This is a genomic window from Gordonia sp. VNK21, assembly GCF_046098115.1.
Classification (GTDB): Bacteria; Actinomycetota; Actinomycetes; order Mycobacteriales; family Mycobacteriaceae; genus Gordonia.
Window position 1 is genome coordinate 571,084 of the sequence record NZ_JBJURU010000001.1, and the last position, 25,293, is coordinate 596,376.

General features: G+C 70.6%; 26 protein-coding genes and 1 tRNA gene. 16 read left to right on the plus strand and 11 right to left on the minus strand.

Annotation, left to right across the window (positions count from 1 at the left end):
• The first annotated feature begins 124 nt into the window (after window positions 1-124).
• From ACJMNC_RS02800 to ACJMNC_RS02815, 4 genes are all read left to right on the plus strand, one after another.
• Entirely contained in the window at window positions 125-916 is a 792-nt protein-coding gene (locus tag ACJMNC_RS02800) for an LppX_LprAFG lipoprotein (protein ID WP_408946397.1), read from the plus strand.
• Between the two features lie 38 nt (window positions 917-954).
• Complete coding sequence (locus ACJMNC_RS02805; RefSeq protein ID WP_408946398.1) at window positions 955-1,344, plus strand: DUF4189 domain-containing protein; 390 nt, start codon at window positions 955-957, stop codon at window positions 1,342-1,344.
• A gap of 104 nt (window positions 1,345-1,448) precedes the next feature.
• Window positions 1,449-1,937 carry an HIT family protein gene (locus ACJMNC_RS02810; RefSeq protein ID WP_408946399.1) on the plus strand — a complete coding sequence of 163 codons (489 nt, stop codon included), beginning with the start codon at window positions 1,449-1,451 and terminating at the stop codon, window positions 1,935-1,937.
• A complete protein-coding gene (locus tag ACJMNC_RS02815; RefSeq protein WP_408946400.1) occupies window positions 1,930-2,685 on the plus strand; it encodes an NAD-dependent deacylase in 756 nt (251 codons plus the stop codon). The genes ACJMNC_RS02810 and ACJMNC_RS02815 overlap by 8 nt, the downstream gene beginning before the upstream one ends.
• A 15-nt stretch (window positions 2,686-2,700) precedes the next feature.
• Here ACJMNC_RS02815 and ACJMNC_RS02820 read toward each other — a convergent pair whose 3' ends face one another.
• Window positions 2,701-2,997, minus strand: a complete 297-nt coding sequence (locus ACJMNC_RS02820; RefSeq protein WP_408946401.1) for a hypothetical protein — start codon at window positions 2,995-2,997, stop codon at window positions 2,701-2,703.
• The gene (locus tag ACJMNC_RS02825; protein WP_408946402.1) at window positions 2,976-3,656 is read right to left on the minus strand and encodes a hypothetical protein; all 681 of its coding nucleotides are present in this window, start codon (window positions 3,654-3,656) and stop codon (window positions 2,976-2,978) included. The genes ACJMNC_RS02820 and ACJMNC_RS02825 overlap by 22 nt, the downstream gene beginning before the upstream one ends.
• 113 nt (window positions 3,657-3,769) lie before the next feature.
• Between ACJMNC_RS02825 and ACJMNC_RS02830 the strand changes: the two genes are divergently transcribed.
• The gene (locus ACJMNC_RS02830; RefSeq protein WP_408946403.1) at window positions 3,770-4,348 is read left to right on the plus strand and encodes a TetR family transcriptional regulator; all 579 of its coding nucleotides are present in this window, start codon (window positions 3,770-3,772) and stop codon (window positions 4,346-4,348) included.
• A 36-nt stretch (window positions 4,349-4,384) separates the two neighbouring features.
• Here ACJMNC_RS02830 and ACJMNC_RS02835 read toward each other — a convergent pair whose 3' ends face one another.
• Complete coding sequence (locus ACJMNC_RS02835) at window positions 4,385-6,175, minus strand: DEAD/DEAH box helicase (RefSeq protein ID WP_408946404.1); 1,791 nt, start codon at window positions 6,173-6,175, stop codon at window positions 4,385-4,387.
• Between the two features lie 143 nt (window positions 6,176-6,318).
• Between ACJMNC_RS02835 and ACJMNC_RS02840 the strand changes: the two genes are divergently transcribed.
• The 3 genes from ACJMNC_RS02840 (at window position 6,319) to ACJMNC_RS02850 (ending at window position 10,606) form a co-directional block, all read left to right on the plus strand.
• Window positions 6,319-8,106, plus strand: a complete 1,788-nt coding sequence (locus ACJMNC_RS02840) for an AMP-dependent synthetase/ligase (RefSeq protein ID WP_408946405.1) — start codon at window positions 6,319-6,321, stop codon at window positions 8,104-8,106.
• Between the two features lie 146 nt (window positions 8,107-8,252).
• On the plus strand, window positions 8,253-9,455 hold the full coding sequence (opgC, locus tag ACJMNC_RS02845) for an OpgC domain-containing protein (RefSeq protein WP_408946406.1): 1,203 nt from the start codon (window positions 8,253-8,255) through the stop codon (window positions 9,453-9,455).
• Entirely contained in the window at window positions 9,398-10,606 is a 1,209-nt protein-coding gene (locus tag ACJMNC_RS02850) for a trans-sulfuration enzyme family protein (protein WP_408946407.1), read from the plus strand. Before opgC ends, ACJMNC_RS02850 begins: the two co-directional genes overlap by 58 nt.
• Window positions 10,607-10,613: 7 nt before the next feature.
• On the opposite strand, the gene ACJMNC_RS02855 is transcribed toward ACJMNC_RS02850, so the two are convergent.
• Entirely contained in the window at window positions 10,614-12,155 is a 1,542-nt protein-coding gene (locus ACJMNC_RS02855) for a methyltransferase (protein WP_408946408.1), read from the minus strand.
• Window positions 12,156-12,367: 212 nt separating this feature from the next.
• Between ACJMNC_RS02855 and ACJMNC_RS02860 the strand changes: the two genes are divergently transcribed.
• The 5 genes from ACJMNC_RS02860 to ACJMNC_RS02880 all read left to right on the plus strand — a co-directional run bounded on the left by ACJMNC_RS02860 (window position 12,368) and on the right by ACJMNC_RS02880 (window position 16,519).
• Window positions 12,368-14,278 (plus strand): hypothetical protein, encoded by a 1,911-nt coding sequence (locus ACJMNC_RS02860; RefSeq protein WP_408946409.1) that lies wholly within the window; start codon window positions 12,368-12,370, stop codon window positions 14,276-14,278.
• A gap of 105 nt (window positions 14,279-14,383) precedes the next feature.
• A tRNA-Leu gene (locus ACJMNC_RS02865) sits at window positions 14,384-14,468 on the plus strand.
• 324 nt (window positions 14,469-14,792) lie between these two features.
• The gene (locus tag ACJMNC_RS02870; RefSeq protein ID WP_408946410.1) at window positions 14,793-15,530 is read left to right on the plus strand and encodes a hypothetical protein; all 738 of its coding nucleotides are present in this window, start codon (window positions 14,793-14,795) and stop codon (window positions 15,528-15,530) included.
• Between the two features lie 126 nt (window positions 15,531-15,656).
• The gene (locus ACJMNC_RS02875) at window positions 15,657-16,151 is read left to right on the plus strand and encodes a transcriptional regulator (RefSeq protein ID WP_408946411.1); all 495 of its coding nucleotides are present in this window, start codon (window positions 15,657-15,659) and stop codon (window positions 16,149-16,151) included.
• Complete coding sequence (locus ACJMNC_RS02880) at window positions 16,148-16,519, plus strand: DUF3817 domain-containing protein (protein ID WP_408946412.1); 372 nt, start codon at window positions 16,148-16,150, stop codon at window positions 16,517-16,519. The genes ACJMNC_RS02875 and ACJMNC_RS02880 overlap by 4 nt, the downstream gene beginning before the upstream one ends.
• Before the next feature lie 60 nt (window positions 16,520-16,579).
• Here the strand turns inward: ACJMNC_RS02880 and rdgB are convergent, their stop codons facing one another.
• The 7 genes from rdgB to clpS form a co-directional block, all read right to left on the minus strand.
• Window positions 16,580-17,197: an RdgB/HAM1 family non-canonical purine NTP pyrophosphatase gene (rdgB, locus tag ACJMNC_RS02885; protein ID WP_408946413.1), complete on the minus strand. Its 618-nt coding sequence runs from the start codon at window positions 17,195-17,197 to the stop codon at window positions 16,580-16,582.
• Between the two features lie 23 nt (window positions 17,198-17,220).
• Window positions 17,221-17,976 (minus strand): ribonuclease PH, encoded by a 756-nt coding sequence (rph, locus tag ACJMNC_RS02890; protein ID WP_408946414.1) that lies wholly within the window; start codon window positions 17,974-17,976, stop codon window positions 17,221-17,223.
• A gap of 30 nt (window positions 17,977-18,006) precedes the next feature.
• Window positions 18,007-18,792: a cyclic nucleotide-degrading phosphodiesterase gene (locus tag ACJMNC_RS02895; protein ID WP_408946415.1), complete on the minus strand. Its 786-nt coding sequence runs from the start codon at window positions 18,790-18,792 to the stop codon at window positions 18,007-18,009.
• Window positions 18,793-18,897: 105 nt separating this feature from the next.
• Window positions 18,898-19,737, minus strand: a complete 840-nt coding sequence (gene murI / locus ACJMNC_RS02900; RefSeq protein ID WP_408946416.1) for a glutamate racemase — start codon at window positions 19,735-19,737, stop codon at window positions 18,898-18,900.
• A 119-nt stretch (window positions 19,738-19,856) separates the two neighbouring features.
• On the minus strand, window positions 19,857-20,930 hold the full coding sequence (locus tag ACJMNC_RS02905) for a P1 family peptidase (protein ID WP_408946417.1): 1,074 nt from the start codon (window positions 20,928-20,930) through the stop codon (window positions 19,857-19,859).
• A gap of 37 nt (window positions 20,931-20,967) precedes the next feature.
• On the minus strand, window positions 20,968-21,561 hold the full coding sequence (locus ACJMNC_RS02910) for a DUF2017 domain-containing protein (protein WP_408946418.1): 594 nt from the start codon (window positions 21,559-21,561) through the stop codon (window positions 20,968-20,970).
• Window positions 21,561-21,863 carry an ATP-dependent Clp protease adapter ClpS gene (gene clpS, locus ACJMNC_RS02915; RefSeq protein ID WP_408946419.1) on the minus strand — a complete coding sequence of 101 codons (303 nt, stop codon included), beginning with the start codon at window positions 21,861-21,863 and terminating at the stop codon, window positions 21,561-21,563. Before clpS ends, ACJMNC_RS02910 begins: the two co-directional genes overlap by 1 nt.
• 19 nt (window positions 21,864-21,882) lie before the next feature.
• Here clpS and ACJMNC_RS02920 point away from each other — a divergent pair, with 19 nt between their 5' ends.
• The 3 genes from ACJMNC_RS02920 to ACJMNC_RS02930 all read left to right on the plus strand — a co-directional run.
• Window positions 21,883-23,193, plus strand: a complete 1,311-nt coding sequence (locus ACJMNC_RS02920) for a nicotinate phosphoribosyltransferase (RefSeq protein WP_408946420.1) — start codon at window positions 21,883-21,885, stop codon at window positions 23,191-23,193.
• A complete protein-coding gene (locus ACJMNC_RS02925; RefSeq protein WP_408946421.1) occupies window positions 23,190-23,780 on the plus strand; it encodes an isochorismatase family protein in 591 nt (196 codons plus the stop codon). The genes ACJMNC_RS02920 and ACJMNC_RS02925 overlap by 4 nt, the downstream gene beginning before the upstream one ends.
• The coding region (locus ACJMNC_RS02930) for an ATP-dependent DNA helicase (protein WP_408946422.1) at window positions 23,777-25,293 on the plus strand (1,517 nt) is incomplete at its 3' end. The genes ACJMNC_RS02925 and ACJMNC_RS02930, both read left to right, overlap by 4 nt.

The following is a 25,293-nucleotide window of genomic DNA, read 5'->3' on the forward strand; positions in this document are numbered from 1 at the left end:
TCGCACACCCCCGCGGATGCCGTCGGCACGCGCAGCCCGGCGTCATTCAGCAAATCGATGTCTGCCCTCGTCGGAGCGGGTTCGGTGATAGCTTTCTGAGCTACTGACAACAAAGGAGAACCAGATGCACCGACCGAATCGACTGGTTGCGGCCGTCGTGGCCCTCGGGGCCGCCGCAGCGCTGAGCCTCACGGCCTGCTCGTCCGACGACTCCGGTGAGAAGGCGCCGGCGTCATCTGATCCGGCCGCCTCCGAGCTGCTGACGAAGGCCGCCGACAGCACCGAGGCACTCAAGGGAGCCCACATCACGGTCACCGTGAACGGCGACCTGCCGGGTATGAACGCCACCTCGGTGGTGGCCGATGTGAACACCGATCCGGTCTCCGGCAGCGGTGAGGCCACCTTGAACATGGGCGGCACCGAGTCCAAGGCTCCCTTCGTCTACCTCGACGACCGGCTCTACGCCAACGTCCAGGACAAGGGCTGGATCGACTACGGCGACGGCCGCTCGATCTACGACGCCTCCAAGGTCCTCGACCCCGAGGCCGGCGTTCCGGCCATCCTGCGCAGCCTCGAGGGCGCCCAGGAAGCGGGCAAGGAGGACGTCGACGGCGTCTCCGCCACCAAGGTCACCGGCACCGTGCCGGCATCCAAGGTCGCCGGCCTGACCGGCGCCACCGGCAAGAGCGCCACCGAAGCCACCGAGGCGCTCGACACCACCGTGTGGGTGACCGACGACAACCAGGTGGCCAAGGTCGAGGTGGCCCCGGCCGCCGAGACCACCGTCACCGTGACCCTCTCCGACTGGAACAAGACCGTCGAGGTGAGCAAGCCGGACGACGTGGAGACCCCGAAGGCCACCCCGACCACCTCGGCACCGGCGGATCAGCCGACCCGCGAGAAGGCACCCAACTGATCTCGGCGGCCAACCGCCCACCCTCGTAAGGAGCAATCATGAACATCACCAGACGCCTGATCACCGCCGGCCTCGCGGCCGTCGGTGCCGGGGCGGCGCTGACCGTCGGCGCCTCTGTAGACCCGGCTCCCGCCCATGCCTACGACTACTACGGTGCGCTCGCGCTGTCCCCGAGCACCGGCGCCACCGGCCGGGCGTGGGACTATCCCAGCGAATCGCAGGCCGCGAACGCCGCCCAGGGCGCCTGCGGTTACACCGACTGCCGGGTGGTCACGACCTTCGTCAACGGCTGCGGCGCCATCGCCAGCTCGCCGTCGTACTGGGGCTACGGCCGGGCCCCGGATCTGTGGACCGCGCAGTCGTACGCGCTGAGCGCGGCCGGCGGCGGCTACATCTACGACTGGGTGTGCACCAGCGGTCACTCCTGACCGGCCGCTCGTCACGCAGAGCCCCGCATCGGATGCCTCCGGTGCGGGGCTCTGCCGTCGCCGTCCCGGCGGTCGCTGTCGGTACCGGCCGATAGGGTGAGCCCATGTCCGACTGCGTTTTCTGCCAGATCGCCGACGGCCGCGAGACCGGGCATGTGGTCTACGCCGACGACGACGTACTGGCCTTCCTCGACATCGCCCCGATCACCCCGGGGCACACCCTGGTGATCCCGCGCCGGCACGCCTCCGGCCTGGCCGATCTGGATCCGGCGCTCGGCGCCCGGCTCTTCACCACCGGCCAGCGCATCGCCGCAGCGATGCGCTCGCCGGCGTTCGGCGCCGACGGGGTGAATCTCGCGCTCAACGACGGCCGGGCCGCCTTCCAGACCGTCTTCCACACCCATCTGCACGTGCTTCCCCGCGCCGACGGCGACAGACTCCGCCTGGCCCGCGGCTTCCTCACCCGCCGCCCCGGCGATCTGGCTGCCGTGGCCGGACGGCTGCGCGCGGCGATCGGCGCCACCGCCCCCGGCGACGATGCCACCGCCCCCAGCCACGATGCCACCGACCGACGGGAGCACCCCGATGCGTGACGCCCTCGACAGCGCTCTCGTCGAGCGCGCCGCCGCGCTGCTCGAGGCCGCCGGCCACGTCGTCGTCTTCACCGGTGCCGGCATGTCCGCCGAATCCGGCGTGCCCACCTTCCGCGATGCCATGACCGGCCTGTGGTCGCGGTTCTCACCCGAAGACCTGGCCACCCCCGAGGCCTGGGAACGGGACCGGGAGACGGTGTGGCGCTGGTACGCCGGACGGGCGGCGGCCGTACGGGAGGTGGCGCCGAACGACGGTCACCGGGCCGTCGCCGAGCTCGGCGACCGGCTGACGTCCCGGGGAGGCGCCCTGAGCGTGGTGACCCAGAACGTCGACGATCTGCACGAGCGGGCCGGATCCGAGGTGGCCGGCCACCTGCACGGCAGTCTGTTCCAGCCGCGCTGCGAGGTCTGCGACCGCCCGGCCGGCGGCGAGCTGTCCGTGGCGCCGGACCTGCCGCACTGCGAGCTCTGCGACGGCCCGATCCGGCCCGGCGTGGTCTGGTTCGGCGAGATGCTCCCGGCCGGTGCCTGGCGGGCGGCCGAGCAGGCCTTCGCCGCCGCGGACGTGGTGCTGATCGTCGGCACCAGCGGCCTGGTGTACCCGGCGGCCTCCCTGCCGATCGAGGCCGCCGAGCGGGGCACGCCGATCATCGAGGTCAACCCCGAGCCGTCGACACTCACCCCGACGACGGACTGTTTCCTGCCGGCCGCTGCCGGCACCGCGCTGCCGGCCCTGCTGCGCGTCTGACACCGCCGACCGGGCTCACGCGGCCGCGGTGCCTCCCTCCAGCACCGCAGTGGTGAGGCGCCGGCGTTTGAGCACCGAGCCTCCCAGCAGGAGATAGCCGACGACGATCCACAGTGCGATCGCACCGAAGGCCTGCCCGGCGCCCGGACCGATCAGGCCGCCGTCGAAGAAGGCGGCGCTGCGCACGGTGGTGCCGGTGGCGCCCAGCGGCAGCCACTGCCCGAGGTCGCCCCAGACCCACGGCAGGTATTCCTTGGGATACGACAGGCCGGCCAGCGGCATGCCGACGATCATGAACACCAGGGCGGCCACCCCATCCCGGCGAGTCCGATCAGCGCGACCAGACCGGCGACGGCCGCGGAGATCGCCCAGATGCCGCACGCCATCGCCAGCCACGGGCCCCAGAAGCCGCCGTCGATCACCCCGACGGCCAGCGCCGCGCCGATCACCGTGGCGCCGACCGTGGCCGCGCCGACGGGCAGCAGGACGGCGATGAGCCAGGCGCGGCGGGCGAGCTGGGTCAGTGCGATGCCCAGCGCCGCACCGGCCATGAAGACCGGCATCACGATCGAGCCGAAGCCCGAGCCGCGCGGATCGTCGGCGGTCGGCGGGGCCACGTCGATCACCTCCGGTGGGCCGCCGGCCCCGGCGATCTCCTGGCCGAGGGAGGTCAGCAGGGTGGCGACCGCCTGGCTTCCGCCGGTGGCGATGACCGTGGCCTGTGGCGCCCCCAGCACGACACCGCCGTAGACCTCGCGATCGGCGGTGGCCGTGGTGAGCGCTTCGAGACTGTCGAAGCCGCGCACGTCGAAGGCGCCGGGCTGGTGCTCGTCGATCGCCGAACGCACCTGCTCGATGCCGGCAGCCGGTCCGGCGACGCCGATCGGCAGGTCGTGCGGCGTGGCCCGCGAGGCCGGTACGATGAAGACCAGCAGCACGAGCGGGATCAGGATCGCCAGGCCGACGATCACGCCGATCAGCTTGCGGGCAAGGCCAGCGGGCCTAGTAGTCCCTTCGGTTCAACGAATGTTGAGGACCACGGTAGGCCGTCGGCCCGGCGAAGACAATCGGTAGAATCCGGACCGTGGCTAACAGGAGCGGTCGCCGTGAAGCCGGCAGCACGGCGCGGGAGGACATCCTGCAGGCGGCCCGGGACTTGTTCGCCAAGAACGGATTCGGCAATACGAGCCTGCGCGCGGTGGCCACCCGGGCCGGCGTGGACGTCGCGCTGATCCCCTACTACTTCGGCAACAAGCGCGGACTCTTCGTCGCGGCGCTGGAACTGCCGGTGGACCCGGGCGCGATGATCGCCGCCGCAGTCCCCGGCCCGCGGACCGGGCTGGGAGTACGCCTGGTGACGGCCTTCCTGACCACCTGGTCCAGTCCGGACACGGGCCCGGCCATCCAGGCCTTCATGCGCACCGCCATCACCGATGCCGACATCGCGCGGGTCGTCGGCGAGTTCGCCTCAACGGCGATGCTCCCCCAGCTGTGCAGCCAGGCCGAGGTGTCCGAGGACACCGCCCGGGCCCTGGCCGCCCAGCTCTTCGGACTGGCCACCCTGCGCTATCTGATCGGCGCCCCGGCCTTCCGTGCCCCGACGGTCGACGAGCTCGTCGCGACCTTCGGCCCGCGACTGCAGGCGGTCATCGACCTCGACTGAGACGTCCCGGGAACCGGACGCCTACCCGGACCCGGCTCAGCCCCGGCTCCGGCCGGCCACCCGCGGCGGGCGCTTGCCCCAGTGGTCGCGCTTGCCGCGCTGCCCGCCCTGACCGCCGCCGAAGTTCTTGCCCCCGCGCTGCCGCGGCGGACCCATGTCCGGACGGATGTCGATCGGATGGCGACCGATGCGGGTGTGCTTGAGCATGGCCAGGGTCTCGGCGTCCAGATCGTCGGGCAGTTCGACCAGACTGAAGTCGTCGCGGATGCTGATGTTCCCGAAGTCCCCACGGGTCAGGCCGCCCTCGTTGGCGATGGCTCCGACGATCGCACCCGGCGAGACCTTGTGCTTGCGGCCCACCGCGATCCGGTAGGTGGCGAAGTGGCCGCCGCGCTTGGGCTTACGATCGCGTTCGCGGTCGTCGCCGCGCTCGCGCCGCTGCCCGGCCGGCGGATCCGGCGCCATCAGGAAGCCGCCGTCCCGGGTCTCCAGGGCCAGCGCGGCCGCGATGTCGGCCATCGCCACGTCGTTGTCGCGGGCGTAGTTCTCCACCAGGCCGCGGAACATGTCCAGGTTCTCCGAGGCGAGGTTGTTGGTGATCGACTCCCCGAAGCGCGCCACGCGCTGGGCGTTGACGTCCTCGGCCGACGGCAGGTCGATCTCCTCGAGCTGCTGCTTGGTAGCGCGTTCGATGGAGCGCAGCAGGTGCCGCTCGCGCGGCGAGACGAACAGCAGCGCGGTCCCGGAGCGGCCGGCCCGGCCGGTGCGGCCGATCCGGTGCACATACGACTCGGTGTCGTGCGGGATGTCGTAGTTCACCACATGCGAGATCCGGTCCACGTCCAGACCGCGGGCGGCGACGTCGGTGGCCACCAGGATGTCGATGGTGCCGTTCTTGAGCTGGTTGATGGTGCGCTCGCGCTGCGCCTGCACGATGTCGCCATTGATGGCGACCGCCGAGAGTCCCCGGGCGCGCAGCTTCTCGGCGAGCTCCTCGGTGGCGGACTTGGTCCGCACGAAGATGATCATCCCGTCGAAGGTCTCCACCTCCAGCAGCCGGGTGAGCGCATCGAGCTTGCGGTGGTGCGAGGTCTGCAGATACCGCTGGGTGATGTTCGCGGCCGTCTTGGTCTCCGCCTTGACCGTCACCTCCACCGGGTCGTTGAGGTACTTGCGGGCCAGCCGGCCGATCGCTGCGGGCATGGTGGCCGAGAACAGAGCCACCTGCTTGCGATCGGGGGTGTCGGCCAGAATCCGCTCGACGTCCTCGGCGAAGCCCATGGTGAGCATCTCGTCGGCCTCGTCGAGCACCAGCAGCTGCAGATCCGACAGATCCAGGGTGCCCTTGTCGAGGTGATCGATCACCCGGCCCGGGGTGCCGACGATGACCTGGGCGCCGCGGCGCAGTCCGGAGAGCTGGATTCCGTAGCTCTGGCCGCCGTAGATCGGCAGCACCTTCACCTCGGGCATCTTGGCGGCGTACTTGCCGAACGCCTCGGCCACCTGCAGGGCCAGTTCCCGGGTGGGGGCGAGCACCAGCACCTGCGGGGTGCGGGCGGAGGTGTCCAGACGCGAGAGCGCCGGCACCGCGAAGGCGGCGGTCTTGCCGGTGCCGGTCTGGGCCAGGCCCACCACGTCGCGACCGTTCATGAGCGGCGGGATGGTGGCCGCCTGGATGGGCGAGGGACGTTCGTATCCGATGTCGTCGATGGCGGCACGGACACGCGCATCGATATCGAAGCCGTCGAACGAATCGGCGGCCGACGCCACCGCGTCCGCTTTGTCGGAATCAGAGCTCAGGGCTCCGGAGGGCTGGGTCCGGCTCATCGCCGCGCGTTCGTAGTCATTGCCTGGAGATTCTACCCCGAGGAGCGTATGTGATCTGTCCCACTTACTCCCTGGTACTGTGCCGGGCACGAGGTTCGGCCGAGCCTCGTGAGATCTGACGACCCCGAGGGGATTTGACGACCATGCAGGAGTACACCACTCCATCGACCTTCACGGTGGATGACCGAGCGACCACCGTCACCCGCGTGCAGACGCTCCGCAGAGAACGCCCGACGATGCCGGTGTTCAAACGCCGGGGCGAATCCGGCAATTGGATCACCGTGACCGCACGCGACTTCGCCGACGAAGTGGACGCGATCGCCAAGGGGCTGATCGCCAGCGGCGTGGATGCCGGCGACCGGGTGGCGCTGCTCTCGTCCACCCGCTACGAGTGGTCGGTGATCGACTACGCGATCTGGCGGGCCGGTGCGACCACCGTCGCGATCTACGAGACCTCCGCACCCGATCAGGTGGACTGGATCCTCAACGACTCGGGCGCCTCGATCCTGCTGCTGGAGAACGCCGGACATCAGACCAGGCACCAGGCGGTGATCGAAGGCGCGACGGCACTGCGCGAGGTGCTGGTGATCGAATCGGACGCCCTGGCGCAGTTGCGCAAGCGCGGCGAGGAACTGCCCGACTCGGTGCTCGATGCCCGCGAGGAAGGCGCCCGGGCCGACGACGCCGCCACCTTGATCTACACCTCGGGAACCACCGGACGCCCCAAGGGCGTGGTGCTGACCCACCGGAACTTCCTCACCGAGTGCTATGCGACCGCCGAGTCGGTCGGCACCGGACTGAACGAGGGGAAGAGCACGCTGCTCTTCCTGCCGATGGCCCATGTCTTCGCCCGGGTCGTCGCCGTGGGCTGCATGGAGAACGGGGTGGTCATGGGCCACACCGCCGACTTGGCGAATCTGGTCCCCGACCTGGCCGTCTTCCAGCCCGACTACGTGCTGTCGGTGCCGCGCGTCTTCGAGAAGGTCTACAACACCGCCGAGCAGAAGGCGATCGACGGCGGCAAGGGCGGTGTCTTCGCGAAGGCCGTCGACACCGCCGTCGAGTACAGCAAGGCGCTCGAGAACGGCAAGGTGGGCCTGGGCCTGCGCCTCAAGCACGCCGTCTTCGACAAGCTGGTCTACGGCAAGCTGCGCGCCGCCCTGGGCGGCCGCTGCTCGGAGGCGGTCTCCGGCGGCGCACCGCTCGGCGAGCGTCTCGGGCACTTCTTCCGCGGCGCGGGCGTCACCGTCTACGAGGGTTACGGCCTGAGCGAGACCTGCGCGGCGGTGACCGCCAACAACGTCGACCACATCAAGATCGGCTCGGTGGGCCGGCCGGTGCCGGGGGTGACCGTCCGGATCGCCGAAGACGGCGAGGTGCTGCTTCAGGGCCCGATGATCTTCAACGGCTACTGGCGCAATGAGACGGCCACGTCCGACTCGATCCGGGACGGCTGGTTCCATACCGGCGACGTCGGCCGGCTCGAGGACGGCTTCCTGCTCATCACCGGGCGCAAGAAGGAGATCATCGTCACCGCCGGCGGCAAGAACGTCTCCCCGGCCCCGCTCGAGGACACCATCCGGGCGCACCCGATGGTCAGCCAGGCACTGGTGGTCGGCGACAAGAAGCCGTTCGTCGCGGCCCTGCTGACCATCGATCCCGAGGCGGCGCCGGGCTGGCTCGAACGCCACGGGCTGCCGGCCGACACCTCGATGGCCGACCTGGCCGCCAACGAGACGCTGCGCGCCGAGCTGGCCACGGCGATCGACGAGGCCAATGCGAAGGTCTCGGCGGCCGAGGCGATCAAGAAGTTCGAGGTGCTCAGCACCGACTTCACCATCGACTCCGGTGAGCTGACGCCGACGATGAAGCTCAAGCGCAACGTGGTGCACGAGACCTACCAGCAGGCGATCGCCGACCTGTACGCCTGAGTCGTCGACGACCCCTCGTCGGGACATTCACCCGAGCCACTTCAGTCACATCCACCTCGGTAACAACTGAAGCAACTCTGGTAACAACTCGGACACGGTGAGTGTGGCGCGCCGGCCCTCGGGCCGGCGCGCCGTACCGTCCCCGCATGGGTGTGACCAGGCCGGGCCGCGATCTGGCGATCGATGCCACCCGCGGGCTGGCGATCTGGAGCATGGTCTCGCTGCACTTCGCCGACGGCCGGCGCATCGCCGCACCCACCCACGCCTACCCCTTCGTCGACGGCCTGAGCGCCTTCGTCCTGCTCTCCGGCCTGGTACTGGGCATCGTCTACCGGCGCTGGACCGACCGGCACGGCCTGGGCTTCGCCTACCGACGGCTGGCCCGGCGGCTGGTCACCCTCTACGCCGCGCAGCTCTTCCTGTCGCTGGTCGCCGTCGCGGTGAGCACCCGGCTGACCGCCCGGCAGTTCTCGATGATCACCGTGCTGCCGCCCGATGTGAGTCCCGGGCGCCAGCTGTGGTGGGCGCTGACCCTGCGCTGGCTGCCCAGCGGCGCCAGCATTCTGGTGGTCTATCTGGTGCTGATGGCCTCGGTGATCGTCCTGCTGCCGCTGCTGCGGCGCCGCGGCGGTGCGGCGGCGGTGCTGGCCGGCTCGGTCGGCCTGTATGCGGCCGTGCAGCTCTGCGGCTGGCAGGCCACCGTCCTGCACTCGCATCCCGGCGGCGGCCCGATCGCGGATTGGGCGGCCTGGCAGGTGCTCTTCGTTCCGGCCCTGGTGATCGGCTGGAAATGGGTGGACTGGCGGGTGCCCGAGCGCGTCGACGCCGCGCTGCCGGCCCTGCTGCTGCTGACGGCGCTGCTCTGGCTCGCACTGCGCCCGGGCCGCCCGCTGGCCCAGTGGCTGGCCGACGATCCGTCGCTGACCGCCAAGGTGACCCTCGGCCCGGCCCGTGCCCTGGCCGCCTGGCTGGTGGTGACCTGCGTCTATGCCGTCTTCCGCCGTCTCCTACAGTGGATGCGGCGGGAGTGGCTGCGTCCGCTGGAGACGGTGGGCGCCCGCAGCCTCGACGCCTACGTGATCCAGGGGGTCGCCCTGATGGCGGTGCCCACCTGGATCGTTTTCCGGCCGTGGGGCGCCGTGCTGTCGACCGTGATCGCGCTGGCGGTGTTCGGCTGCTGCTGGGCCTGGGCCCAGGCCCGGTCCCGCTGGGGTATCGACAAGTTGCACCGCGCCCCGGTCCTCGCCGCCGCGCGGATCGGCAGCGCGCGGCGCGAGAGGAAGGGCGAGACATGGCGCAGCAGCGACCGGATCGGACAGCGGCAGAAAGCCTCGGCGAGCGCACCCTGAGCGTGCACGGCGGAAATCAACCGGGCGGCCCCGGCACCCCCATCCGGGTGCCGATCACCATGGCCAACTCGTATCATCTGCCCGAGGATCCGTCGTCGCTGGACTGGTCCAATCCCGATCACGTCATCTACACCCGCAACACCGGCCTGAATCAGATCGCACTGCAGCGCAAGCTGGCCGCGCTCGAGCACGGGGAGGATGCGCTGGCCCTGGCATCCGGGGTGGCCGCCCTGCACGCGGTGTTCTTCAGTCATGTGGCCTCCGGCGATCACGTGGTGGTCTCGGACACCACCTACGAGGCCACCTACAAACTGTGGACCACCCTGCTGCCGCGCAAGTACGGGATCGAGGCGACCTTCGTCGACGTCGGCGATCCGGATGCGGTGGCCGCGGCCATGCGCCCGAACACCCGGCTGGTGATCACCGAGGTGATCGCCAATCCCACGACCAAGGTGGCCGACATCGAGGCGCTGGCCGCGGTGGCGCACGCCGGCGGCGCGCTGCTGGTGGTGGATTCGACGTTCACCCCGCCGCCGCTGTACCGGCCGCTCGAGCACGGCGCCGACCTGGTGATCCACTCGCTCACCAAATACATCAACGGGCACGGCGATGCGATGGGCGGCGCGGTGATCGGCAGCGCCGAGCTGATCGCTCCGATCCGGGCGGAGGCGATGGTCGACGTGGGCGGGGTGATCTCGCCGTTCAACGCCTGGCTGATCGTGCGCGGTTCGGTGACCCTGCCGCTGCGGCTGGCACAGCACTGCGCCAATGCCGCCGAACTCGCCCGGTTCCTGGAGGCCGACGAGCGGATCGCGTATGTGGCGTATCCGGGTCTGCCGAGTCATCCGCAGCACACGACGGCGGCGGCCCAGTTCGGTGAGCGCGGCTTCGGCGGCATGATGTCCTTCGCCCTCGACGGCCCGCCGGAGCTGCAGAACCGTTTCGTCAGCGAGCTGAAGGTGATCACCTCGGCCGTCTCGGTGGGCCACGACGAGTCGCTGATCGTGCACACCGGCACCGCGGGACCGCGGGTCGCGGCCTATCCCGAGCCGTTCCGCAGGCTCGGGCATCTCCGCTTCTCCGTGGGCATCGAGGACGTCGAGGATCTGCGCGCCGACCTGGCCGCGGCCCTGGACGCCGCCTGCGGCTGAGCGCCCGCTACCGCGCCTCGTACAGGATCCCGCGGGCGAACGCCTCCCGGACCGCAGGCATCGCGGCCTGCGCGAGCGCATCGCGGTCCACGCCGTGGACGTCGGCGAGCAGGGACAGCAGCACACCCAGCGGCACCTGCCCGCGGCAGCCGGCCAGCAGCGCGGTCATCACCTCGTCCACCGGGAGCACCGCACCCGGACCGCCGGGGCGGGTGACCGCCGCCGACACCTCCTGCCAGCCCTCCGCACCGGGCAGCGACTGAGTCTCGAGGAAGACCGGAGCGGTGGTGAGCCGGGTGGCGAGCAGCTGCTCGTCGGTGCGGGTGCGCAGGTAGTCGCGCCGCGCCCAGAAGGCCTGGGCCTCGGCGCCGGTCACCTCCTGGCCGGCGGCGGTGATCTCTTCGACGATCACCTCGGCCGCACGGTCGTCGAGCGGCCGGCGCAGCGTGACCACCCCCATCCCGATCCCGGCGATGCCCTCGCTCTCGAACCAGTCGAGCCAGCGCGCGGCGCGGGCCGCGGCATCCTGCGCGGACTCCCCCGCGTCGGCCACCCACAGCGAGATGTAGCTGATCGGGTCGGCGAGCTCACGCTGCACGGCCCAGGCGTCGAGTCCGGTGGCGGTGAGCCAGCCGGTGATCCGCTCGGCCCAGCGCTCCTCGTCGTACACCACCCAGTTGGCCAGCAGCACCGCCACACCACCCGGTTCGAGGTGCTCGGGGATCTCGCTGATCAGCCGCTCCGAGAGTGCATCGCCGGTGAACCCGGAGTCGCGGTAGATGTAGTCCTGTGCGCCAGAGCCGACCACGAACGGCGGATTGGAGACGATCAGGTCGAAGCGTTCGCCGGCGACCGGTTCGAACAGACTCCCCTCCCGCAGGTCCCAGGTCATCGCGTTGAGCCGGGCGGTGGCCGCCGCCAGTGCCAGGGCCCGCGGGTTGGTGTCGGTGGCGACGATCTGCCCGCAGTGCGCATCCATGTGCAGGGCCTGGATGCCGCAACCGGTGCCCAGATCCAGGGCGCGCCGCACCGGCGTGCGGATCACCGCCTGCGCCAGCGACATCGACGCGCCGCCGATGCCCAGCACGTGATCGTGCGCCACGGCGCCCGGCGCGAGCAGCGGGTCCTGGTCGGAGACCACCAGCAGGTCCGGGGCCGCATCGTCGTCGGTGGCGGTGGCCGGGTGCGGCCGGATGTCGAGCAGGGCGCGCACCGCGGTGCGCGCCTCGTCGTCGTAGCCGAGGACGCCCTGCTCGACCAGGACGGGGATCGGCGTACTCGGCAGGGCCGCGGCGACGTCGGCGGCCGATTCGGCGGATCCGAGCAGGAACAGCCGGACCAGGGTGGCGCGCGACGCCAGTTCCGGGGGTGCTGCGGCCGTCGCACGCAGCGCCGGCCACCAGGTTCCCGCGGTCAGCGCCGCGTCGGCGGCCCCGCCGAGCAGTTCCTCGATCCCCGAACCTGAGAAGTCTGCGGCGCGCAGATCACGGCCGAGAGCATCGACGACGGCGGGGTCCGGCAGCGGGAGGTGCAGGGGATTCTCGGTCACAGCGTGTCAGCGTACTGCCGACGTGACCAGGACCACTGACCGAGTTCACCTCCCGGACACTGTTTGTTTTCTAAGCCTATGCTAACTTTCTGTGCGAGCAGGTCGGGAACCTTGTCGCGAATCGGGTAATCCACGTGGGATGCCCCGTGTTCGTCCGGCGCTTCATGAGACTTTCCGGCCACGTCCGTTTCCGTGCGAAAGAGTGAGACCAGATGAAGCAGTCGGCGACCGCCTGGAGCTGTGAGCATTACCGTCCGAGCAACAGGCAGCGCTGGGCCGTCCGGCTCACCACCGCCGGGGTGCTGAGCGGGGTCATGCTCAATGCCGCGGTGCCGAACGGCAACGCCGCCGTCTTCACCCCCGAGCTCACGCCCGCCGCCTACAGCCCGGTCGCCAAGAAGAAGACCAAGCCCACCAAGAAGGCACCGGCGAAGAAGAAGAACGAGACCTACCAGGAGCGCCAGGAGCGGATCTCCAAGTCGCCGCGGTCGATGTTCGCACCGCTGGCCGAGAACAAGGGCCAGGACACCACCTGCGTGAGCGGTGAGTTCACCACGCTGAGTGTGGTCTACGACTCGATGGCCGAGTCGCTCGCCGCCGCACTTCCGGCGAACATGCGGGCGGGCGTGCTCAATCAGTCGGCGGCGGTCAAGCAGTCGATGGCCTCGATCAAGGTCTCCACGCTCGCCATCTCGGAGCACCCGTTCTCCCTCGGAGCCGACGCCGACGATCCGAGTTATCGCACCCCGCTGTCGCAGAAGATCGTGAACGACCTGCTGAAAATCCGGGATGGCCGGGGCTCCGAAGCGATCGAGCTCGGCAATCTGACACTCAGCCAGGCCGTGGAGACCTCGTGGCTGTACCTCTCGGTGGGAATCATGGCCCCGCTGCAGGTCGGCGTCGGCCTGCTCGGCACCGTCAGCTTCGACTCGACGTTGTCGACGATTCTGCAGGTCGCCGGGTACGGACTGACGGGCGGGTCGATGGGCCTGGGGTATCTGTACCAGGGCATCAGCAGCGCCATCCTGAATCAGTGTGTCGCCCGGGTGACCGATGAGCAGATGGAAGACGCCGGCAAGCCCAGCGACGAGACCTTCGACATCGACATGCCCGCCTTCATCTCCGACACGGCGAATCAGCTGGCGCTGGCCGACTCGGAGACCTGCCCGGCGGTGGCCGATCAGAGCCTGGGCCGGATCGTGGAGCGGACCCGCAGCTACTTGAAGTCGCAGTATCCGGTCGGCTCGCCGATCCGGGGACAGATCGACGCCGCGGTGAACACCGTGGTCCGCGGGATGAAGTCCACCCAGGTGCCGCATAATCTGATTCCGGCCGACAAGGCGGACTTCACCTCATCAGAATCCGCCATCTCCACCGTGACCCCCATCCTCCTGAGCTTCGGGCCGACCATCTCAAAGCAAGTTCTGCAGCAGCCGGAGCTGGGTGAGGCCCTCGGCACCATCGCCAAGATCGTCGGCGGCACACCGCTCGACATCGTCCTCGGCCTCGCCCACAACATCGGTCAGGGCGACGACCTCACCGAGACGGTCAGCGCCTATGACCTGACCGTCACCAAGTCGCTGACCGCGGTCTACTACTCGTACGCCCTGGCCGTCTATGTGTTCACGACGGTCGGTGGCAGCGGAGACTTCGGTGCAGAGTCGGCCGAGGGTGAGGTCCTGCCCGGAATCGTGCCGCTCGGCCAAGGCGTCACCGTCGCACCGTTCAAGGCGATCGGCATTCTGGCGAACCTCCCGCTCACCTATGGCCTGATCACCTACCACAACGTGCTGCGCACCATGTGCTTCGTCGAGGACGACACCACCGGCACCGGCCTGGGCGCCGAGGCCAATAAGAAGGATCCGGACGCGCACAAGAAGGCCGTCGACGAGGCCAAGGCGAAGGAAGCCAAGGCCAAGAAGGCCCAGAACAAGAAGACCCAGAGCAAGAAGTCCCAGAACAAGAAGACCCAGAACAAGAAGACCCAGAACAAGAAGACCCCGAGTACGAAGACCCAGAACCCGAAGTCGTCGACCACCACGCGCAACTCGCGCACGGCCGGCACCACGGTGGCGCCGGGCCTGCAGGTGGTGCCCGGGCTGACGCTCCCCGAGTTCAAGTAAGCGCAGCGCTCACCGAGCGCCGTGCCCGCACGCCGCGGAAACCGGTCGGCACCCGCTGCTCCCCGTCGGAGCGCCGGGTGCCGACCGGTATTCTGGTCGGCGCACGCGCGAGTGGCGGAATTGGCAGACGCGCTGGATTTAGGTTCCAGTGTCTACGGACGTGAGGGTTCAAGTCCCTTCTCGCGCACCATCACACCCCTGCCGGCCTCCGGCCGGAGTGCGCCCACCGAGTTGAGTGACATCCCGGAGTGCTCCGCGCGATGATGCACTGAGCCGTCCTGGGCTGCTACGCGATAGCACCTCAGGACGGCCTTGTCAGTTGCAACGATCAGTGTCGATCATTTACACCACACCAGTAGCTTCAGACCCTTAAGTCACAGTGGCCTCATTGGTCTCAAGTTCATCTCAGACCTCACGATCTGGCCGAACCGGGAGGTCCGAGCCTGTCACGCTGCAACGGACGTCGGGTCTGCGAGAAGCACCGGCCTCGTCCCGCACAGGAGAGAACAGCACCATGAAGATCCCCTTCCGCCGCGCCGCCGCGGCCACCGCCATGACCGCCGCCCTCGTCGCCGGCGCCGCGCTGGGCGCACCGGCCGCCACCGCGGCACCGACCGGCGAGGCGCTCGCCGCGAAGACCGCGCTCGACCGGCTCAACCCTCAGCCCCAGGACGCCGCCGACGCGCTCAGCACCATCGAGGCCGCGAATGCGCTGCTGACCAAACTCGGCATCACCCCGTTCACGCCCACCATCGGCGCCTGCACCGACTTCAGCTTCCCCGCGGCCCTCGGTGGGGCGATCGCCGGACCCAAGACACCGCTACTCGGCGATCTGAGCTACACGGTCCTCGGCAAACACATCGACATCAACGCGGTGAAGAAGGGCGAGATCCTCTACGGCTTCGTTCCCGTCGGCACCTTCAACGACTCTGGCGACAAGCGCGGTATGCAGGTCGCCTGGTTCAACGTCAACACCTTCGAGGGCAGCATCGGCGAGCCCATGGACGGACTCGGCGAGACCATCGTCAAAGCCGTGACGAAGCGGCTCGAGGAGGCCAACATCCCCCGTGCCGCAAAGGTCGCGGAGGGCCTCCTCACCCCGGTCACCACGATCATCCCTTCCAACGGGGTCCGCGGCGGCCTGGTCGACACCGGCTCCGGCACCGTGCTCTCGGCGATCTACGGCTCGATCAACAAGGGCGACGCGACCTGCTACTTCTTCCCGTCACTCGGCATCGCCACGGCGAAGTGAGCCGGGTTCTCCGGTAGCAGACACCCGCCGGGCCGGTGGGTGTCTGCTACGTGGTGTGCCGCCAGTCGGGCTTAGCTCACCTTGCGGGATGTGGGTCACACCGGGACGACGGGTACCTTCGAAGGTGTGCAGAACCAACCCGGCCACACCACGCGGCGCCACCGGCCGGCGATGCTGATCCTGGCGATCGTGGGCGCTCTGGTGTGCCTGGGCATGGCGTGGTGGCAGTGGGATCGGTACGAGTCCGCCTCGGGAACCTTCCAGAACCTCGGCTACGCCCTGCAGTGGCCGGTCTTCGCCGTGGCCATGGTCTGGGCCTACCGGCGGTTCGTGGTTCTCGAGTCGACACCGGAGCCCGAGCGTGTCCGGACCGGGGCCGGCAGCGGTCCCCGGGAGATCCCGGCCGGTGTGCTGCCCGACCGTCCCGCGCCCGGCGATCTGTCGATCGCCGCGCTGGCGCACGACGATCCCGATCCGCAGCTCGCCGAGTACAACCGGTATCTGGCCGAACTCGACACGCCCGCCCAGAAACCGGCAGCCCGGAGTCCGGCGGCCCAGAAGTCGACAGCCCCGGATCCGTCCACCCCGCAGACGCGCGCCCGAGAAGAGGAAGCCCAGTGACCGACGACCGCACTGCCGCCGCGACCACCACCGACGACGGCCCCATCGTCACCGCGACGACCGACCAGATCCGCAAGGCGCTGCTGCGCTACCGCGTGCTGGCCTGGATCACCGGTATCTGGCTGCTCATCCTGGTCGCCGAGATGATCGCCAAGTACGGATTCGACGTCACCGGGCTCGAGTGGATCGGCCCGATCCACGGCATCATCTACTTCGTCTATCTGATCTGCACCATCGACCTGGCCACCCGGATCCGGTGGAGCGTGAGCACCACCGTTCTCACCGCGCTCGCCGGCACCATCCCGTTCCTGTCGTTCTGGGTCGAGCACGTGCGCACGGTGCAGGTGAAGACCCGCTTCAACCTCTGAGCCCCGCCCCCTGAGCCCCGACCCCTGAGCGCCGACCCCTGAGCGCCGGCGCGAACCCGGTCAGGACCGCGTCAGTGCCGCCAGCGCCGGGACGAGCTGGGCCAGCGCCTTGCCGCGATGACTCAGCGAATCCTTCTCCGCCGGACTGAGTTCGGCCGAGGTGCGCCCCTGGGCGAGGGCATCGTCGGGAACGAAGAGCGGGTCGTAGCCGAAGCCGTTGGCGCCGCTGGGCCGCGCGACGATGCGGCCGCGCCACTCCCCCCGTGCCAGCGTCTGACCGCCGCCGGGCAGCACCAGCGCGCACACCGAGACGAACGCCGCGCCGCGGCGATCGGCGGGCACGTCGGCCAGCTGGGCCAGCAGCAGCTCGTTGTTCGCCGCATCGCCCTGACCGCCGGACCAGCGTGCCGAGAGCACGCCGGGCATCCCGTTGAGAGCGTCGACGGCCAGGCCCGAGTCGTCGGCCAGCGCCGGCAGACCGGTGGCCGCCACCGCGGCCCTCGCCTTGATCAGCGCATTGTCCTCGAAGCTCGCGCCGTCTTCGACCGGCTCCGGATACGGTGCGACGTCGGACAGTCCGAGCACCGTCAGGCCCTCGATACCGGCGGCCTCGGCGACCCGTCGCAGCTCGGCGAGCTTCTTGGCGTTGTTGCTGGCCAGCAGGACGGTGCCGGGCATCGCCCCGGTTCCGGAAGCTCCGGTCACTGGGCTTCGGGCAGCTCGCCGGGGTACGGCTCGGCCAGTGCCGCCCGCTGCGCCTGCACGAGAGAGTCGATGCCCTCCAGCGCGGTGTCGAGGAGCTTGTCGAGGGTGCCGCGCGGGAAGGTGGCGCCCTCACCGGTGCCCTGGATCTCCACGAAGGTACCCGCGTCGGTGGCCACCACGTTCATGTCCACCTCGGCACGCGAATCCTCCTCGTACGGCAGATCCAGCCGGACCCGGCCGTCCACCACGCCCACGCTGACCGCGGCCAGCACGCAGGACAGCGGCTGCGGGTCGGTGAGCCGGCCGGCGGCGGCCAGCCAGGTGATCGCATCGGCGAGGGCCACATAGGCGCCGGTGATGGCGGCGGTGCGGGTGCCGCCGTCGGCCTGCAGCACGTCGCAGTCGATGGCGATGGTGTTCTCGCCGAGCGCCGCGAGGTCGATGCAGGCGCGCAGGGAGCGGCCCACCAGCCGACTGATCTCGTGGGTGCGGCCGCCCACCTTGCCGCGCACCGATTCGCGCTTGGACCGCTCATGGGTGGCCGCGGGCAGCATCGCGTACTCGGCGGTGAGCCAGCCCAGTCCCGAGCCGCGCCGCCACGACGGGACGCCCTCGGTGACGCTGGCGGTACACATCACGCGGGTGTTGCCGAATTCCACCAGCACCGAACCGGCCGGATTGGAGGTGAAACCGCGGGTGAATTGAATGGGCCGCAGCTCGTTGTCGGCGCGGCCGTCTGCTCGTGTGCTCACGCGTCCAACTCTAGGGCATGGCTGCGACGGTCAGGCGGGTCCGCCGACCGGACGGCGCACCTCGATGACCTGCCCCTGATTGACCAGCTGCAGCGGACCGGCGTACTCGCGGCCGGCTTCGTCGAGAATGGCGTCGCCGTCCTCCCAGGGCACCACGTGGGTCAGCGCCAGCGAGCGCACCCCGGCGCGGGTGGCGAGCTGCCCGGCCTCGGTGCCGGACAGGTGCAGCCCCTCCGGCCGCACCTGAGGCCGATGCGTCCACGACGCCTCGCACAGGAACAGATCGGCGTCGCGGGCCAGATCCACCGCCTCGTCGCACATCCCGGTGTCGCCGCTGTAGACGAGCACCTCCCCGTCGGGCCCGGTCATCCGCAGGCCGAAGGTCGACGGCGGATGGTTCACCTTGATCGGTTCGACGGTCAGCCCGTTGACCTGGATCGCCTGCCGGTCGGACCACTCGTGCACCTCGTAGGTGTCACTGATGTCGTCGACCTCGCCGGGGTACTCCGAGCAGGCGGCCCCGATCCGCAAGGCGGTGCCCGGCGGGCCGTACAGCGGGGAACGTTCGGTGGCCCGCTGCGGCGACCAGCGGCGCCAGACCAGCATGGCCGCCAGATCCAGGCAGTGGTCGGCGTGCAGGTGACTCAGCAGCACCGCCACCTCGCTGGGGTCGGCGTGCGCGATCAGTTCGCCGAAGACGCCGTGACCGCAGTCCACCAGCACCGGACGCTCACCGTCGACCTGGATCAGGTATCCCGAGCACGCAGCGCCGGGCCCGTTCACGCTGCCCGAGCAGCCGAGGACCGTCAAACGCATGCGCCCCACTGTGCCATGCACCCGCCGGGTGCCGGTCGCGAACCCCCGGCGCGTGACCGATGCGTTACTCCTTCAGCCCGATTGTGAGGAATCCCACCGAACGGCTCATAGGTGCGTCACCCGACCGACCGAGGGCCCGAGGAAACGGCCCGAGAGTTTGCGGAACGAATCGGGGTCACCGGTGGCCGAGAACGACCGCTGCGCCTGACGTCCCTGCTGGGGATGCAGTGCGTCGGTCTCGGTGAGTACCCGGAAGGCGTCCTTGGCGGTCTCCTCGGCGCTCGAGACCAGGGTCACCTCGTCGCCCATCACCAGCTGGATCACGCCGGACAGCAGCGGATAGTGGGTGCAGCCGAGGATCACCGTGTCCACTCCGGCCTCCTGCAGCGGTTCCAGGTAGCCCTGCGTCAGCCCCAGAATCTGCCGGCCGCTGGTGATCCCGCGCTCGACGAAGTCGACGAACCGCGGACAGGCCACCGCGGTGATCTCCAGGTCCGGGGCGGCGGCGAAGGAGTCCTGGTAGGCGCGCGAGGCGATGGTGGCCTCGGTGCCCAGCACTCCGATGCGGCCGTTCTTGGTGGCCACCACCGCCCGCCGCACCGCCGGCCGGACCACCTCGATCACCGGGATCGGGGCATAACGTTCGCGGGCGTCGGCCAGGCAGGCCGCCGAGGCGGTGTTGCAGGCGATCACGATGGCCTTGACCCCGCGGCGCATCAGCTCGTCGCCGATGGCCAGGGCGTGCCGGCGGATCTCCGGAATGGTCAGCGGACCGTACGGGCCGTTAGCCGTGTCGCCGATGTAGACGACGTCCTCGTCGGGAAGCAGGTCGATGACCGCGCGGGCCACAGTCAGTCCGCCCACCCCGGAGTCGAAGATCCCGATCGGCGCGCGGCCGCGTTCCGCGGGCAGGTTGGCCGGGACACCGGCAGCAGTATCGGTCACGGTCGTCTCGGGGTCCTTCGTCGGCGGCACGGGTCGTGATCCAGGATGCCAGCAACGCCGACCTGCGTCGACACCGCCCAGCCGCCGGGCCCGGCCGCCGGTATCGCCGCGGCGGCGACTCAGCGCAGCGCCGAGCTCAGCAGCTCCCGGTAGGCCGGTATGCCGGCGACCGGGGACGCGTGCCGCACCGCCGCGACGATCGCCCGCTGCACCACCACCGCCGCGGCCGCACCGAGGCCCGCCACCACCGGGGTGTCGGCGTCCATGCCGGCCGGCATCGGCGGCGGAGGCGGTCCGTCGGCGGTACCGGTGGCCACCGCGAACAGGGTGTCGCCGTCGAGCGGCGAGTGCGCGGGCCGGATGGCCCGGCCCAGACCGTCGTGGCCGGCCATCGCCAGCCGCCGCGTCCCGGCCACCGACAGGGCCGCGTCGGTGGCGATCACGCCGATGGTGGTGTTGAGCACCGTGCCCTTGGCCGACAGCTGCGCCAGCGCGGCGATCTGCCCGGCTTCGGGCGCACCGAGCCCGTGGTGCTCCAGATCCTCACCGCCCCACGGCAGTCCGGTCGCCGGGTCGATCACCGCGCCCACCGGATTGGCGACCACCAGGGCACCGATCGTCCGGCCCTGCGCCGGACCGTCGGCCAGGGTGAGTGAGGCGGTGCCCACTCCCCCTTTGAGGGCGCCGGCCCGCGCGCCGGTGCCCGCGCCGACGCTGCCGACGCCGAAGTCGCGGCCGGCGGCCTCGAGTGCCCGGCGGCCGAAGCCGGCGTCCGGCCGCTGCGTCCAGCCGCCGACCGGCAGGTCGAAGATCACCGCCGCCGGCACGATCGGGACCACGTGGCCGTGCGCGTCCATCGGCAGACCGCGGCCGGCCGCCTCGAGCCCGGCCATCACCCCGTCCGCCGCCGCCAGCCCGTAGGCGCTGCCGCCGGTGAGCACGATCGCCGTGGCCCCGCGCACGGTGTTCACCGGGTCGAGCAGGTCGGTCTCGCGGGTGCCGGGCCCGCCGCCGCGCACGTCCACCGCGGTGGTCGCGCCGTCGGGCACCGTCACCACCGTGGTGCCGGTGGCCCAGCCCGAGCCGGGCTGCTCACCGGCCACGCTCACCTGATCGTCGAGCCGCTGGTAGTGCCCCACCTCGATGCCGTCCACGTCGGTGATGCGGTTCCCGGGCTGCGCCGTCGGCGTCATCGCTCTCTCCTCATCGGGTCGGCCCGCCGGACCGGCCTCAGTCCTGCGCGGACACGCCGCCCATCAGCGCCTCGACGAGCAGCTCCTGGACCACGGTGAGCCAGTCGTAGACGTCTAGATGCGCGGCCCGCGGATCGTCGGGATCGAGATCGACCGGCTCGTCGGTCACGCCCAGCATCGCCCCGAGCGCCAGCCGGACGTCGTTGAGCGCGGTGAGCCAGCCGTCGGCCTGCGCCACGGTCAGCGCGATGTCGCCGCCGCCCTCGGGCAGCGTGTCGAGCACCACCCCGGCCGCGGCCAGCTTCTGGTCGATGATCGCCGGCTCGTTGAGACTGCGCAGTGCGCCGTTGAGGTCGCCGGTGAGCGTGTCGGCGCTCGGCGTCTCGTCCTGATCGGGCCGGTGGAAGTCCGGCAGCAGCCGGCCGAGCGTGGGATCGCCCGGCGCCTCGGTGTGCCCGGTGACGATCCCGGTGATCTCCGAGAGCGGATCACGCGGCGCGGTCGAGGCGCGTTCGGCCAGGATCTCCGAGGTCGAGCCGACCATCGAGGCGATCAGCTGACACTCGTAACTCTCCAGATTCGAGCAGATGCGCAGCGCATCACCCTCACCGCGGCAGCGCCAGGTCCGCATCAGTCGTCGTGCTGCATCGTCGCCCAGAGACCTGCCGCATGCAGCTTGCGGACGTCACTCTCGACCTTGCTGCGGTCGCCGGCCGAGACCACGGCCTTGCCTTCGTTGTGCACCTGCAGCATCAGTTCGCGTGCCTTGGGCTCGGGATAACCGAACAGCTTCTGGAACACGTAGGCCACGTAGTTCATCAGATTCACGGGGTCATCCCAGACGATCGTCACCCAGGGACGATCGACGGCAGCGGCCGGCTCGGCGATCGCCGTGCCGGTGCTGGTGCCGGGTGCGGACTCTTCGGGAGCCATGAGCTATAGGGTAGCGAATGTGACGAGTACCGCGCTCCTGACCGATCAGTACGAACTGACGATGATCTCCGCCGCCCTGGCGGCCGGTACCGCCGACCGCCGGTGCACCTTCGAGGTGTTCGCCCGGCGGCTGCCCGACGGCCGCCGCTACGGTGTCGTGGCCGGTACCGGACGGCTGCTCGAGCAGCTCGCCGACTTCCGGTTCGGCGACGACGAGCTCGCCGCGCTCGCCGGGATCGTCGACGAGGCGACCCTGGCCTGGCTCGCCGACTACCGGTTCGGCGGCGACATCGACGGCTATGCCGAGGGTGAGCTGTACTTCCCCGGCTCGCCGATCCTCACCGTGCGCGGCGGCTTCGCCGAGGCGGTGATCCTCGAGACCCTCGCCCTGTCGATCCTCAACCACGACAGCGCCGTCGCCTCGGCCGCGGCCCGGATGGTCAGCGCCGCCGCCGGCCGGCCGGTGATCGAGATGGGCAGCCGCCGCACCCACGAACGGGCCGCCGTCGCCGCCGCCCGCGCCGCCTACCTGGCCGGACTCACCTCCACCAGCAACCTCGAGGCCGCCCGCACCTACGGCGTGCCCAGCGCCGGCACCGCCGCCCACGCCTTCACCCTCTCCTTCGCCCGGCCCGACGGCTCCGACGAACGGGCCGCCTTCGCTGCACAGATCGCCCGGCTGGGGGTGGACACCACGCTGCTGGTGGACACCTACGACATCACCACCGGCGTCCGCAACGCCATCGAGGTGGCCGGCCCCGAACTGGCCGCAGTGCGGATCGACTCCGGGGATCTGGGTGTGCTGGCCCGGCAGGTGCGCGACCAGCTCGACGGCCTCGGCGCCACCGGCACCAAGATCGTCGTCTCCGGCGACCTGGACGAGTACGCGATCGCCTCGCTGCGCGCCGAACCGGTCGACATCTACGGGGTGGGCACCTCGCTGGTCACCGGCAGCGGCGCCCCGACCGCGGGCATGGTCTACAAGCTGGTCGAGGTGGACGGCGTACCGGTGGCCAAACGGTCGAGCCACAAGGAGTCCCACGGGGGCGCCAAGCGGGCGGCCCGTGCGGCCCGCGAATCCGGCACCATCGTCGAGGAACTGATCTACCGGGGCGCCCGACCGCAGCCACCGGCCGGTAATCTGACCCTGCGCGATCTACAGATCCCGCTGGTGCGCCGGGGCCGTGTCGTCGACGAGGTGCCCGACCTGCCGCAGGCCCGCGCGCTGCTGGCCCGCGGTCTGGTCTCGCTCCCCTGGGAGGGCCTGGGCCTGAGCCACGGCGATCCCGCGATCAGCACCCGATACCTCGACGAACCGGAGAGCCGATGACCCCGAGAGCCGACACCGCGCTGATCGTCGTCGACGTTCAGAACGACTTCTGCGAGGGCGGATCACTGGCCGTCTCCGGCGGCGCCGCGGTGGCCGGCGCAGTGACCGAACTCCTCGGCGAGTACTCCACGGTGGTCGCCACCCGCGACTACCACATCGATCCGGGCGATCACTTCTCCGAGCATCCCGACTACGTCGACTCCTGGCCCCCGCACTGCGTGGCGCACACCGACGGCGTGGCCTTCCATCCGTCGCTGAACACCGAGCCGTTCGCCGAGGTCTTCTCCAAGGGCGCCTACAGCGCCGCCTACTCCGGATTCGAGGGTGCGGCGCCGGACGGCACCACCCTGGCGGACTGGCTGTCCGCCCACGGGATCACCGCAGTGGACGTGGTGGGTCTGGCCGCCGACTACTGCGTGGCCGCCACCGCCGTCGACGCCGCCGCGAACGGGCTGACCACCCGGGTTCTGCTCAACTTCACCGCCGCCATCTCCCCGGAGAGCACCGCGCGGGCGACGGCCCGGCTGACCGAGGCCGGCGTCGAGCTCGAGGGCGAACTGCTGTACACCGGCACCGCCCGCGAGTGAGCGAGCAGCCCGGAACCACCGAACTGCTCGACGCCGCGGTCACCGCGCTCGGCGGTTCCCGTCGCGACGGTCAGCTGGCGATGGCGCGCGCCGTGGCCGAGGCGATCGAGTCCGGCGAACATCTCGCGGTGCAGGCCGGCACCGGCACCGGCAAGTCGCTGGCCTATCTGGTGCCGTCCCTGGCGCACGCGGTCGCCGCCGAGGAGCCGGTGGTCGTCTCCACCGCCACCATCGCGCTGCAGCGCCAGCTCACCGAGCGGGATCTGCCGCGCGTCTGTGCCGCGCTGGCGGAGCCGCTGGGCCAGGAACCGTCGTTCGCCATCCTCAAGGGACGGGCCAACTACCTGTGCCTGAACAAGATCCACTCGGTGGCCGACGAACCCGAGGCCGAACTCTTCGACCCGTTCGAGGCCTCCCGCACCGGGCGCGAGGTGACCCGGCTGCGCGAATGGGCGTCGGACACCGAGACCGGTGACCGCGACGATCTGTCGCCCGGGGTGACCGACCGCTCGTGGCAGCAGGTCTCGGTGAGTTCACGCGAATGCGTGGGCGCCGCCGCCTGCGAATACGGCCAGGACTGTTTCGCCGAGCTGGCCCGGCGCACCGCCGGACAGGCCGACGTGGTGGTGACCAACCACGCGATGCTGGCCATCGACGCCATGAGTCCGGCGACGATCCTGCCCGAACACCGGGTGGTGGTGATCGACGAGGCCCACGAGCTGGCCGACCGCATCACCAGCGTGAGCACCGAGGAGGTCTCCACCACCGGTGTCGCCTACGTCTCCCGGCGGGCCGGCAAACTGATCGCCACCGAATCGGCCGCGGCGCTGGCGGCGGCCGCCGAGCAGCTCGAGACCCTGCTCGACGAGGCCCGCACCGGCGAGTGGCTGCGGCTGCCGGCGGGCGCCGCCGAGGTCCTGGCGAGTCTGCGCGACCGCCTCTGGAGCGTGCACACCGAGATCGGCCCGGGCGGTGGCACGGACGGCAAGGCCGATCCGCAGGCCGCGGCGGCCCGGCAGCTGGCCCGCTCGGCCGCCGAATCCCTGCACGACACGGTGGTGCGGATCCTCGCCTTCTTCGCCGAGCCGGAGGTGACCAAACGGCGCGACGTGGTGTGGCTGGCCGAGGATCTGCTGCGCGGCGGCACACGGCGCCGCACGCTGCGGATCGCGCCGATCTCGGTGGCCGGACTGCTGCGCAGTTCTCTGTTCACCGATGCCACCGTCGTTCTCACCTCGGCCACTCTGACCATCGGCGGCGACTTCGACGCCCTGGCCCGCACCTGGGGGCTGCCGCCGCATCGGACGGCGGACGCGCCCGCGCCGGCCGGCTCGACGGCCGGCGACGTCGATGCGGGCGGCTGGCGCGGCCTGGACGTCGGCTCCCCGTTCGACTATCCGCGCTCGGCGATCCTCTACGTGGCCCGGCATCTGCCGCCGCCCGGGCGCGGTGAACTCGCGCAGCCGGTGCTCACCGAGATGACCGAGCTGATCACCGCCGCGGGCGGGCGCAC